Raw genomic sequence first — 12,719 nt, forward strand, 5'->3', positions numbered from 1 at the left:
CTGTTATTTTGCGATGTCTGTTCACCTGCAAGGTGACTGCACAACAAATTATCCTTTTTTCACTTCCTTTGCCCATGCATCTTTCAATGTAACAGTGCGGTTGAAGATGAATTTATTTTCAGTCGAATCTTTATCTAAACAATAATATCCTTTGCGCAGGAACTGGAAACGATCAGTGAGTGTTGCTGTTTTAATTGCAGGCTCTGCATAACCTTTTACAACCGTCAACGAATCAGGGTTGATGTAATCTTTAAAATCACCTTCTTCGCTTGCAGGGTTTTCTACTCTGAATAAACGATCATATTCCCGTACTTCAACTTCTACAGCATCAGCAGCGTTTACCCAATGCAGAGTTCCTTTTACACTGATGCCGCTTGTATCACTTCCGCTTTTACTTTCAGGAATATAACTGCAATGAATAGCTGCAATAGAACCATCTTCATTCTTCACTACCTCATCGCATTTGATGATGTAAGCACTTTTCAAACGCACCATTTGCCCCGGAGCAAGACGGAAATATTTCTTTGGTGCCACTTCCATAAAGTCATCTGCTTCGATCAATATTTCACGGCTGAAAGGTAAAGCCCGTACGCCGGTTGTTGTGTCTTCAGGATTATTTTCTGAATGAAGTGTTTCTGTTTGTCCTTCAGGATAATTTGTGATGATTACTTTAATAGGATTGAACACCACCATTCTGCGGAAGGCAATTTTATTCAAATGTTCTCGCACACAAAATTCAAGTAAACTGAACTCAATGAGGTTGTCACGTTTTGCCACACCCACACGTTCTGCAAAATCACGAATGCTTTCAGGTGTATAACCTCTGCGGCGCAAACCACTGATGGTGGGCATACGTGGATCATCCCAACCGGTTACATGTTTTTCATTCACCAGTTGTAATAATTTGCGTTTGCTCATCACCGTATAGTTCAGGTTGAGCCTTGCAAATTCATATTGTTTTGATGGGAATATTTCTAATTTTTCAATACACCAGTCGTACAACGGACGATGAGGAATAAATTCCAATGTACAGATGGAATGAGTGATCTTTTCAATGGAATCACTTTGTCCGTGTGCAAAATCATACATCGGGTAAATGCACCATGCATCACCTGTGCGGTGATGATGTGCGTGTTTGATGCGATAGAGGAGTGGATCACGCAAGTGCATGTTGGGTGATGTCATATCGATCTTTGCACGTAATACTTTTTCGCCGTCTTTGTATTTTCCTGCACGCATATCTGCAAACAGTTGAAGATTTTCTTCTACTGTGCGTTCGCTGTATTTGTTGCGAACACCCGGTTGGGTAGGAGTGCCCTTTTGTTTGGCAATTTCTTCGCTGCTGCTGTCATCAACATAAGCCAATCCTTTTTTAATCAGCTTTACAGCAAAGCCATACAACTGCTCAAAATAATCAGATGCATAAAACTCATTGGCCCAGGTGAAGCCCAGCCATTTAATATCTTCTTTGATGCTGTCAACATATTCTGTGTCTTCAGTTACCGGGTTGGTATCATCGAAACGCAGATTTGTTTTGCCGCCATATTTAATGCCCAAACCAAAGTTGAGACAGATGCTTTTCGAGTGACCGATATGCAGGTAGCCGTTTGGCTCGGGAGGGAAACGGGTAAGAATAGATTCATACTTCCCGCTTTTAAGGTCTTCTTCAATGATCTCTTCAATAAAATTCAGGCTTTTTTCGTCGCTCATGCTTTCTTCAATTGAGGTGCAAAAATAAGGGTTCTGGGGCAGCCGTTAGTTATAAGTAAATAGCCGATAGTCAGTTGCCTGGTGTCTTGGGCTTCTAACTATTGGCTATCGGCTAATGACTTTATTATTGAAGTACCTGCAAGCTCTTTCTAATGATATCAACACATTCATGAATCTGTTCCTCCGTTATCACCAATGGTGGAGCAAAACGGATTTTATCGCCATGCGTTGGTTTTGCAAGCAACCCGTTTTCTTTCATTCCCATGCAAAGATCCCATGCTGCCTCGGGGTTGCTGTGTTTGATCACAATGGCATTCAATAAACCTTTACCCCGAACCAAACTGATAAATGGAGAGTTGAGTTTTTCAATTTCATCACGCAATAATTGTCCGAGTTGTTCTGCACGCTCAGCAAGTTTTTCGTCTTTCAACACCTGCAATGAAGTAATCGCAACAGCGCATGCTAATGGATTTCCACCATACGTACTTCCATGTTCACCGGGTTTGATCGTCATCATAATCTCGTCATCGGCTAACACTGCACTTACGGGCAATACACCACCGCTGAGTGCTTTGCCAAGAATCAAAATATCAGGACGAACATTTTCATGATCACATGCCAGCATTTTTCCTGTGCGACAAAGACCGGTTTGTATTTCATCGCCAATGAACAACACATTAGCTTCTTCACAATATTTCTTTGCAGTTGAAAGGTAACCGTCAGTTGGTACAACTACACCAGCTTCGCCTTGGATAGGTTCAACTAAAAAACCGCAAACATCTTTATCAGCCAATGCTTCTTTTAAAGCTTCCAGATCATTGTAAGGAATTACTTTGAAGCCCGGCATAAACGGTCCGAATTTCGTATAAGAAGAAGGATCAGTACTGAACGAGATCACCGTGCTAGTTCTTCCATGAAAGTTTTGTGCACATACAATGATCTTCGCTTTGTTTTCTTCAATGCCTTTTATTTCATAACCCCAACGGCGTGCTAACTTAATGGATGTTTCCACAGCTTCAACACCGGTATTCATCGGCAATACTTTATCATAACCGAAATACTGTGTGATGTATTCTTCGTATTCGCCTAATAGATTATTATGAAATGCACGTGAAGTAAGTGTCAGTTTTTGTGCCTGCTCGATCAATGATGCAACAATGCGTGGATGACAATGCCCCTGGTTAACTGCAGAATAACCACTCAGGAAATCGTAGTAACGTTTATCATCAACATCCCACATAAAAACACCTTCGCCACGTTTTAATACAACGGGTAGTGGATGATAGTTGTGAGCGCCGAACTGTTCTTCTTTATCAATAAAATGTTGTGTATTGGCAGATGTTGCTGCAATAGAAGTATGCATAGAAAAATGAATAATGAGTGATGAATGATGAGAAAATGCAAAAGAGTGATCAGCATGGCTGATCAGAAACAGTGCTGCACAACTTAGTGGTTGAGCAGATCGAGATTTTGCTGGAGAAAGGAATGTTGCTGTTTCATTGCCTTACAAAAATACTGGCTTACTTTCATAAAATAAAATCGGAGTTATGAGCTATACTGTCCCTGCACAAACCCGTATTGGTCATGTGCATTTAAAAGTTTCAGATATAGAACGTTCATTAGCTTTTTATCACGAACTGCTTGGTTTTGAAATCATACAACGTTATGGTTCGCAGGCTGTATTTATTTCGGCAGGCGGTTATCATCATCATATTGGTTTGAATACCTGGCACAGCAAAGGAGCAGGACCAGCACCTGTGCATGCGCCGGGTTTGTATCATACCGCTATTCTTTATCCCACAAGAAAAGATCTGGCGGTGATTTTGAAACGATTGCTGGAAGCAAAGTATCCGTTAACCGGTGCATCGGATCACGGTGTGAGTGAAGCGCTTTACCTTGATGATCCTGATGGAAATGGAGTTGAACTATATTGGGATAAACCAAAAGAAGAATGGCCGTTTGATGCAAATGGGAATTTACAAATGGTGACGAAGAGATTGGATTTGGAGGGGGTGCTGAAAGAAGCGGAGTAAGTTTTGTTACGGGTTATCAGTTGAGTGTTACGAGTAATCCTGGCAAGGTTTTAAACCCTGTCGTTGGTTGAAGAGAAAAATCAAATTAGTTTATAAAAATAATTTTCAGAAAAATTCAACTGTGGCTCTTCTTTAAATATCCCAAACACAGTGCTTCCACTTCCTGTCATACTTGCATAAGCAGCACCAGCATCATACAATTGTTGTTTGATAGTTGCAATCTCCGGATGTGCTTTGCTTACCGGTTCTTCAAAATCATTTGTGAGTTGATCTTTCCAGGTTTCAATGGGCTGCTGAATGATTGCTTTCAGATCATGACGAGCTGAGCCATTAATGTTCAACTGTGCAAATGCCCACCCAGTATTTACATGTATTCCCGGATTTACAATTGCAAAATGATAAGCTGATAAATCAAGCTCAATTGATGCTAAGATTTCACCTCTGCCTGTTGCATAGCAAGGTTTGTTTAAAATGAAGAACGGACAATCACTTCCCAACTGCAATGCATAATCAATCAACTGTTGAGTAGATAATCCCAATTGAAATTTATCATTCAATAACTTCAAAGCAAACGCACCATCTGCACTGCCGCCACCTAAACCTGCACCCATGGGAATGGCTTTGTGTAAATGCATTTGAACGGGTGGGAGAGCAGGGAAATCTTTTTTGAGTAAGCGATACGCTTTGATGCAGAGATTGGTTTCGGGATCGCCAGCGATAGGTAAGCCCGTGCTGGAAAATGTAATCGAAGATTCGTCAGTGGTGAGCGGTGAGGGGTGAGTGTCGTCCGTCAACTGTCGTGCATCGTCTCTTCTCACTACTTCCAACGCATCCTTCAACTGCACAGGATAAAAAACTGTTTCCAGGTTATGATAGCCATCTTCCCGTTTATTGAGAATATGTAATCCGAGATTGATCTTACAATTGGGAAAAACGATCATGAAATTGAAGATAAGAATGTTGCCGGCATGAACGTCAGTTCATGAAACATCATCAGCGTTTATTTCTTCCTGTTCGATAGCTCATCACGTATTGCGATGGCCCTGATATAATCTTCCTGCTCCAATACATCGTTGAGCAAGGTTTGCAGTTCTTCAATACTTAATGATTTGAGGTCTTCTTTTTCTTCACCACTGCTGCTAACCGGTGAACTGCTCACAGCCACTTCTTCTTTTTTCTTCTCTTCATCTTCCATTAAAATGCCGGCACTTTCAAGAATATTCTCGTAGGTATAAATGGGGCAGCCAAAACGAACAGCAAGTGCAAGTGCATCGCTGGTGCGGCTGTCGATCTCAACCGTATCATGGTCAGTAGAGCAAAGCAGTTTGGAGTAGAAGATACCTTCCTGCAGATCGTTGATCACTATCTCATGCAACTCCACATTAAAAGCCATCATGAAATTCTTCATCAGGTCATGTGTAAGGGGGCGACTGGGTTGCATACGTTCAAGTGCCACAGCAATAGCCTGTGCTTCAAAACCGCCAATAACGATGGGTAACCGACGCAGTCCGTTTACTTCACCTAACACAACTGCATAGCTGTGCGTTTGAGTGATGCTGTGCGAAAGGGCAACTATTTCCAGTTCTATCTTTTTCATAACCTGTCGGCAAATTTAAGGGCTTTGATTTGAATAAATACTATAAATGCCGATAGCCTTTAGCCGATCGTCGTCAGTAAAATTCTAACAACTTTCAACCAAAGGCTATCGATTAAAGACTATCCACTATCGGATGACTTAAGCTACTCCCTTTAGTTTCTTTACTTCCTGTATCATTTTCGGTACCACATCAAAAGCATCGCCCACAATACCATAGTCGGCTGCTTTAAAGAACGGTGCTTCCGGATCTTTATTGATCACAACGATCACTCTGCTGCGGTTTACACCGGCAAGGTGCTGGATAGAACCGCTGATACCGACAGCAACATAAAGATTGGGTGCAATGGCACCCCCTGTTTGTCCAACATGTTCGTGATGCGGACGCCAATGTGCATCGGCTACAGGGCGACTACATGCAGTAGCAGCACCGAGTAAACCAGCCAGTTCTTCGATCATGCCCCAATTCTCTGGTCCTTTCAAACCACGGCCACCACTTACCACCAATTCAGCTTCGCTTAACGGAACCTGTCCGGTTACCTTATTCGTTGCCGTTACTTTTACTTTTGCTGTATCAACAGTAAAATTTGCTGCAACCACTTCTGCAGTTCCTTCACCAGCTTCTGTCTTAAATGAGTTAGGGCTTAGGGAAAGAATTTTTACAGGAGTGCTCACAGCAATATGTGCAAATGCTTTTCCACTGAACACGCCTTTCTTTGCAACAAATCCATTACTTGTATCGGGCAAACCAACTGCACCGGCTACCAAACCTGCTTTTAATCTTGCACTCAGTCGTGGTGAAACAGCTTTACCTGTTACATTATGTGAAAGGACGATCACAGTTGCACCTGCAGCAGTGGCCACATCAGCAATTGCTTTGGTATACACCTGTGCATCCACATGGTTTAAGCTCTCGTTGGCAACATGATGAATTTTTGTAACACCATATTTCCCCAATGCTGCCACATCATCAGCCACTGTTCCCAACAAAACGCCTTCGGCACTTGTGCCGAGTTGTTTGGCTAAATGTGCACCATAAGTTAATGCTTCAAACGAAGATTTTTTTACATGACCTTCGGCAGAGTCGATGAATATTAAAACAGACATAAAATTTGAAAATTTGAAAATTTGAAAATGAGAGAAGATGATTGAATGGCTAATTTTCACATTAGCACATGTTCAAATTCTCAAATTACCTTGGCTTCTTCATGAAGTAATCTCACCAATTCTCCTACATTCTCCGGATCAACCAGTTTTACACCGGCTTTTGCAGGAGGCAATTCAAACGAAGAAACAGATGTCAATGCATCTACGGCTACAGGTTCAACTGCTTTCAACGGTTTTGTACGTGCGCCCATAATTCCTTTCATGTTGGGGATGCGTTGCTCGGCCATTCCTTTCTGGCAACTGACAACAACGGGCAGACTAACCTCGCATGTTTCTTCGCCACCTTCAATTTCACGATTGATCGTTGCAATTGTGCCATTGATGTCGAATTTGGTTGCAAGCGATACATAAGGTTGATCGAGTAACTCGGCAACCATACCACCAATAGATGAACCATTATAATCGATGGTTTCTTTACCTGTAAATACTAAGTCGTATGCACCTTGTTTGGCGATCTCTGCAATTTGTGCAGCAATATAAAAACTGTCGTGACTATCAGCATTTACACGAATGGCTTCATCGCCACCCAATGCCAAGGCTTTACGGATGATGGGATCTGCATCGGCAGGTCCAACAGTTACAAGATGAATAACGGTAGAAGGATCTTTTTCTTTCAGTTCAATGGCACGTACCAAAGCATACCATTCGTCGTACGGATTAATGATCCACTGCACGCCATCCTGCGCAAACTTTGTGTTGTTATCGGTGAAAGCTATTTTTGCGGTGGTATCAGGCGTTTTACTGATACAAACTAAAATCTTCATGCAAGCAAATTTTGTATGAGGTTAAAAATAGTTGTTTATGCAACTATACAAAGATAAAGCTTTGTGCTTCACGCCAGCAATATTGTAGCAAAAAATATTCACAGATATGGAGAGAATTGAACAGTTGAAGAAATTTCTGGAAGCAAATCCCACCGATAGTTTTCTGAAGCATGCATTGGCGCTGGAATATAGTAAGCTGGGCGATGATGAGACAGCCCGTCAACTTTTTGAAGGATTACTAGCCGATGAGCCGGGCTACGTTGGTTCTTATTACCATCTCGGTAAATTGTTTGAGCGGATTGGTGATAACGATAAAGCCATTGAATGGTACCAAAAAGGAATGCAGGTGGCGAAGGAAAAAGGAGAGCAGCATGCTTTGGGTGAGCTGAGAGGTGCCTGGGAGGAATTGACGTTTTAGGATTTTTTGTTTCCGGCCACTTTGCCTTGATTAATCTTTTGTTGCGTCGCACACTTGTACTACTTTGCTCACTTCATCTGTGATCTAATTACATGAATTTACTTTCCCGTTTTCAACAATACATTCAGCTTCATCATCTTTTTCAATCAAACGATCAACTACTGCTGGCCGTTAGCGGCGGAGTCGATAGCATTGTTTTGGTTGATCTCTGCCACAAAGCCGGCTACCGATTCAGCATTGCTCATTGTAATTTTCAATTGAGAGGAGAGGAGAGTGATGCAGATGAGACATTTGTACGTTCGCTCGGTGAAAAATACGATGTTGAAGTACTGGTGAAGAAATTCGATACAGAGGAATATGCAGCAGCAAACAAGCTGTCGATCCAGGAAGCAGCAAGAGCATTACGTTATACTTGGTTTGAAGAAATGGTCAATGGTCAATGGTCAATGGTTAATGGGGAAAAACAAGTTAAGGTGACTCATACTCATCACCCTTCGCTTATCACTCATCTCCTCACTGCCCATCATGCCGACGACAATATCGAAACACTGCTGATGAATTTCTTCCGTGGTACCGGTTTACATGGACTCACAGGTATTTCTGTTGAAAACGGACATATAAAGCGCCCATTGTTGTCATTTACAAAACAGGAGTTGCTGGATTATTCAACGGAACAAGGTTTGCAGTTCAGGGAAGATTCATCTAATCAATCATCCAAATACACACGCAACTTTTTCAGGAATGAAATTATTCCTGCTATTGAAAACGTATATCCGCAAGTAAAAACAAATCTCACGGATAACATCAACCGCTTTTTGGAAATAGAGCAACTGTACAAACTCTCAACACAAGCCATCATAAAAAAACTGTGCAGAGTCAAGGGTAATGAAATTCATATCCCTGTCAAACAGCTGCTGGAATACAAGAACAAAGCATTGATCTACGAGGTCATTCATCCATATGGTTTTTCAGAAAAGCAGATCGATGAGGTGTTGAAGCTGGCTGAAAGTGATTCAGGCAAGTACATCGATTCACCTTCCTTTCATTACCGCATCATCAAACACCGGCATTGGTTTATTATTTCAGCTGTTCAGTCGGTTGAATCTGCCACGATCATCATTGAAGAAAAAGATACAGAGGTTTTGTTTGAAGAGGGGCGTTTGGCATTCAGAAAAATTGAAGCTTCAAAAGTTGAATTTGCTTCACCTAATAACATTGCATTGCTCGATGTAAAAGGAATTGCTTTTCCAATGGTACTTCGTAAATGGAAAACAGGCGATTACTTCTATCCACTTGGTATGAAGAAGAAAAAGAAAGTGGCCCGTTTCCTAATTGATGCTAAACTTTCCAAAACCCAAAAAGAAAAACTGTGGGTGTTGGAAAGTAACAAGAAGATCGTTTGGGTAGTCGGCCATCGTATTGATGACCGGTTCAAATTGATTCCTTCAACCAAGGATGTATTACAGATCAGTTACATTAAAAACTAGGATGCATCAGTTGATCAATAAAACGATTGATGATCGCAGGCTCCATAATTAGTGTAAACGCAACGCCCCATGCAGCCCCCCATAAGTGTGCACTGTGATTTACATTGTCACCACCTTTGCGGTCCATGTAAATTGAATAGCCAACATACAATGCCGCAAAAATAATTGCAGGTACAGGAAGAAAGAAAACATAGATTGTTTGCCAAGGGGCCAACAAAATAAACGAAAACAGAACAGCCGTAACCGCACCCGACGCACCCAAGCTACGGTAACTGTAATTGTTCCGATGTTTAATGTAGGAAGGTATTTCAGACACTATGATGCCGGCAATATAAAAAAGCAGGTAGCCGGTCTTCCCAATCCTTGGGATAAACAGGATTTCCTCAACCAAACGGCCAAAGAAATACAAGGTGATCATGTTAAATGCAAGATGCGGAATATCGGCATGTATAAAACCTGAAGTAACAAAACGGTAGAATTGTTTTTTCTCCTGGATCATCGGTGGCCAGAAAATAAGATCGTTGATGATCTTCTCACTGTTGAACGCTGTAAATGAAATGATACAAGTGATGATGATGATAATAACCGTAATTGTAAACTCCATGCTATACGTTGTTTGTTTTCAAAGCTAATGAGAAATGGGCAATAGTCAGTTGTGAATGGTCAGTCGTGACTAGTCAAGTCAAACGCCAATTAACAACAAATTTAAAATCCTACATCCTAAGTCAGACATCCATTTAACTATGATGATACTTTTCGTTCCTGTTAATGCTGCAAGCTCTGTACACCTGTTCTGCAAGTATCAATCGTACTAATTGATGTGGGAAAACAAGTGGTGATAAACTCCATTTATAGTTCGCTCTTTTCATCACTGCTTCATCAATACCAAATGCCCCACCAATAAGGAACACCAGGTTCTTCACACTCTCGTTTCCACGCTTCATAATAAATTCTGCCAGGCCTTCGCTGCTGATCAGCTTACCACGTTCATCTAATGCAACGAGGTAATCATCTTTCTGCAACCAGCCGAGAATGATTTCACCTTCTTTCTTTTTCAGATCAGCTTCACTCAACATACCGGCGTTTTTAGGCACAGGAATAATGGTCCACTCAACCGGGTAGTAATTTGAGATGCGTTTTGTGAAATCTTCCACACCTGCTTTTACATACGGTTCATGTGCTTTGCCAATACTCCAGAATCGAATCTTCATATGTTCACTTACAAAAAGGTGATTAAACTGTTCGGCGGTAAATTTCGGAAGAACCGAATTGATCGTTCATTTTTTCTTTTACACAAAAAAACCGGCTGCAAAAATGCAACCGGTTCATGGAAAGTCAGGAAAATAATATTATTGCCCGATAGCATAATCTTTACGGAATGCTTCGAGTGTTTTCTTATACAGTTCAAGTTCAGGATTTAACTGCGCAGCTTTCTGATAGTATCCATATGCATCAGAATAAAAACGTGCCGACTCGAGTAAGAAACCGATCCTGAAATTTTCTTCAGCAGGAGTTTCAGCACCTTTTTCTGCATTACGTAATTGCGCCACTAATTTTTCAAATGATGCTTTGTCCCAAACATAGATCACTTTGCGTTTCTCAGGATCTTCATTCTTCACATTCACCTGCCAGAAGTAAGGCGTTCCTTTTTTCAGTTTCGATGCGAAGTCAGAAATAGGAACAGTTGTTTTCTTCACTACCTTTTGAAAAATTGGTTTTGTGGCATCAGCTTCATTGTAAATGTCGAATGTAAATTCATCGGCATCAGAATAGCATTTCCATGAAACTGGGAAATTGCCGGAGTAGTAGTTAATTGTATCAAGCCTTGAATCGATCCAGATACTAATATTCGTACGGCTAACCGCACCTACGTTATTCATGTAGCTTTTGCGGTTTTTTTCCGGGCTTCCTTTTGGAGTGGTAAGCTGGTTCCAGATAAATTTCAGGTAGTTTGAAGTAATGGAACTTTTGTTCGACAAACAGGAGTCTTTGAACTGGTCCATGGTATAGGTTCCGGGTTTTGTAATAGAAAACAAACTGCTTTCATTACAAATAATACTGATCAATGAGTTAGCGCCAACAGTAAGTGTTGATTTGTCGGTGAGCAATTTCCCGATCTGTGCTTTGGTCCCTTTGCTGTTTTCAACAACAGAAACAGAACCTTTTACCGAGTAGATGAGAAATGAATTTGCTTTTTGCGCCTGGGTTGTTGCACTGCAAAGAGTGAGCAACAGGAGAATGTGGATGTGCTTCATGTTAATTAATGTGATTTTGAGTGAAAACTGGTTTGAAAACCAAATTTTGTATGTAGCCATACGGCAAGCGCTTCGTAGAAATAGATTATATCGATGGCCAAGATAATCACAATCAGCGATATTTTGGTATCAATTTTAATGCTGAACCAGTCGAAACACATGATACCAACGTAAACCGAAAGAATGGCGAAAAATATCTGTGCCACTTTTGCCACCAGGTGAAACCATATATGGTCTTCAATATAATATCGCATGAAAAGTGCTACATGCAGCCAGGCAATAAGAATTGTAATGACCCAGAAAATGCCTGAAGGTATATCCCGGATATATTTTCCATCAAGTATCATAGAGATAATATTCGCATGGATCACAATTCCGTTCATATCAGGAGTCGACTTGCCTGCAAACTGTTTATTGAGCGGGGTAAAATGTTTATCCTCCACGTTAAACGGATCGGGATTGATGTAACCCATCAACACGATCTTATCTTTAAAAAGTTCAGGTGCAATATTGTCGTCCAGTAAGTCAGTGCCTTCGATCAGCATGTACTGATCGAGCTTACGGCTGTAATGAATTACTTCATACTCACGTTTTCGGTTCTTTAATTTTATAAAAGCTGCACTGTCTGCCTTTGCAACAATTGCCGCCGGAAAGCTTGTGTAAATTTTGCTTTTGCTTTTCTCAAATGGAGAAAAGTTTCGGATGGTGCCACCTTCCTCACCAATTAAATTGGCATAACCTCTGTTTGAAGTAAAAACCCCGAAGTAGCCGATTTTCTCAGGATCGGTTTTTCTCGTCCAGTCGAGTTGAGATACGATGACAAGATTGGGTGTGCTGCCGATCATATGCCTGAGCAATGAATCGCTTTGCTGTTCTTTGGGGCCGTTAAAATTCACATCAAGCCCTATTACCTTTGGTTGGGCAATCCTGAGTTTTTCAATCATCAACGCCAGGCCCATCCTGTCTGCATTGCCTATATTGAGGATAACAATTCGGTTATCAATCGGCGTGTTTTCATTTTTGTTCAGTACAGAATAAGAGATATCGTTAAAGTCAAGATCCTTTAAGGCCGTTTTAAAAGGATTGAGAATACCTGTATTTAATGGCAAAAGGGAAAACAAACCAATAACAATGAACACGGAAAAAGTCGACAGGATGGTATCCCGTTTAAAAAGATACCGCAGGTAGAAATGGTTAAGCCATTGATAGGCCCGTTTAAAAAATGATGTTGATTTTTTTCCGGTTGGTGGTTTTGGGGGCGAGTGCATTTAGTTTGATACTTGTCTTCTTA

13 protein-coding genes are annotated in these 12,719 nt (G+C 41.2%); 3 read left to right on the forward strand and 10 right to left on the reverse strand.

What is annotated here, in order from left to right; translation table 11 throughout:
• Nucleotides 1–48: 48 nt before the first annotated feature.
• Nucleotides 49–1,710, reverse strand: coding sequence for a glutamine--tRNA ligase/YqeY domain fusion protein (locus WG954_RS14325; protein ID WP_340437340.1), 1,662 nt, complete (start codon nt 1,708–1,710; stop codon nt 49–51).
• Nucleotides 1,711–1,834: 124 nt separating this feature from the next.
• Nucleotides 1,835–3,073, reverse strand: a complete 1,239-nt coding sequence (rocD, locus tag WG954_RS14330) for an ornithine--oxo-acid transaminase (protein WP_340437341.1) — start codon at nt 3,071–3,073, stop codon at nt 1,835–1,837.
• 184 nt (nt 3,074–3,257) lie between these two features.
• Between rocD and WG954_RS14335 the strand changes: the two genes are divergently transcribed.
• The gene (locus WG954_RS14335; RefSeq protein WP_340437342.1) at nt 3,258–3,743 is read left to right on the forward strand and encodes a VOC family protein; all 486 of its coding nucleotides are present in this window, start codon (nt 3,258–3,260) and stop codon (nt 3,741–3,743) included.
• 80 nt (nt 3,744–3,823) lie between these two features.
• Here the strand turns inward: WG954_RS14335 and ispE are convergent, their stop codons facing one another.
• The 4 genes from ispE to WG954_RS14355 all read right to left on the reverse strand — a co-directional run bounded on the left by ispE (nt 3,824) and on the right by WG954_RS14355 (nt 7,268).
• Entirely contained in the window at nt 3,824–4,684 is an 861-nt protein-coding gene (gene ispE, locus WG954_RS14340) for a 4-(cytidine 5'-diphospho)-2-C-methyl-D-erythritol kinase (protein ID WP_340437344.1), read from the reverse strand.
• Nucleotides 4,685–4,743: 59 nt separating this feature from the next.
• Complete coding sequence (locus WG954_RS14345) at nt 4,744–5,340, reverse strand: bifunctional nuclease family protein (RefSeq protein ID WP_340437345.1); 597 nt, start codon at nt 5,338–5,340, stop codon at nt 4,744–4,746.
• A 138-nt stretch (nt 5,341–5,478) separates the two neighbouring features.
• The gene (locus tag WG954_RS14350; RefSeq protein WP_340437346.1) at nt 5,479–6,444 is read right to left on the reverse strand and encodes an electron transfer flavoprotein subunit alpha/FixB family protein; all 966 of its coding nucleotides are present in this window, start codon (nt 6,442–6,444) and stop codon (nt 5,479–5,481) included.
• Nucleotides 6,445–6,524: 80 nt separating this feature from the next.
• Entirely contained in the window at nt 6,525–7,268 is a 744-nt protein-coding gene (locus tag WG954_RS14355) for an electron transfer flavoprotein subunit beta/FixA family protein (protein ID WP_340437347.1), read from the reverse strand.
• Nucleotides 7,269–7,374: 106 nt separating this feature from the next.
• Between WG954_RS14355 and WG954_RS14360 the strand changes: the two genes are divergently transcribed.
• Together WG954_RS14360 and tilS are read left to right on the forward strand one after the other, a co-directional pair.
• Entirely contained in the window at nt 7,375–7,686 is a 312-nt protein-coding gene (locus WG954_RS14360; protein ID WP_340437348.1) for a tetratricopeptide repeat protein, read from the forward strand.
• Between the two features lie 92 nt (nt 7,687–7,778).
• A complete protein-coding gene (gene tilS / locus WG954_RS14365; protein WP_340437349.1) occupies nt 7,779–9,173 on the forward strand; it encodes a tRNA lysidine(34) synthetase TilS in 1,395 nt (464 codons plus the stop codon).
• Here tilS and WG954_RS14370 read toward each other — a convergent pair.
• From WG954_RS14370 to WG954_RS14385, 4 genes are all read right to left on the reverse strand, one after another.
• Nucleotides 9,163–9,777, reverse strand: a complete 615-nt coding sequence (locus WG954_RS14370) for a rhomboid family intramembrane serine protease (RefSeq protein WP_340437350.1) — start codon at nt 9,775–9,777, stop codon at nt 9,163–9,165. The genes tilS and WG954_RS14370 overlap by 11 nt on opposite strands.
• Before the next feature lie 133 nt (nt 9,778–9,910).
• On the reverse strand, nt 9,911–10,384 hold the full coding sequence (locus WG954_RS14375) for a 23S rRNA (pseudouridine(1915)-N(3))-methyltransferase RlmH (RefSeq protein ID WP_340437351.1): 474 nt from the start codon (nt 10,382–10,384) through the stop codon (nt 9,911–9,913).
• Between the two features lie 138 nt (nt 10,385–10,522).
• Complete coding sequence (locus WG954_RS14380; protein ID WP_340437352.1) at nt 10,523–11,428, reverse strand: hypothetical protein; 906 nt, start codon at nt 11,426–11,428, stop codon at nt 10,523–10,525.
• Between the two features lie 5 nt (nt 11,429–11,433).
• Entirely contained in the window at nt 11,434–12,696 is a 1,263-nt protein-coding gene (locus tag WG954_RS14385; RefSeq protein ID WP_340437353.1) for a CHASE2 domain-containing protein, read from the reverse strand.
• Between the last annotated feature and the right edge of the window lie 23 nt (nt 12,697–12,719).

Origin of the sequence: Lacibacter sp. H375, assembly GCF_037892425.1 — a bacterium.
Classification (GTDB): domain Bacteria; phylum Bacteroidota; class Bacteroidia; order Chitinophagales; family Chitinophagaceae; genus Lacibacter.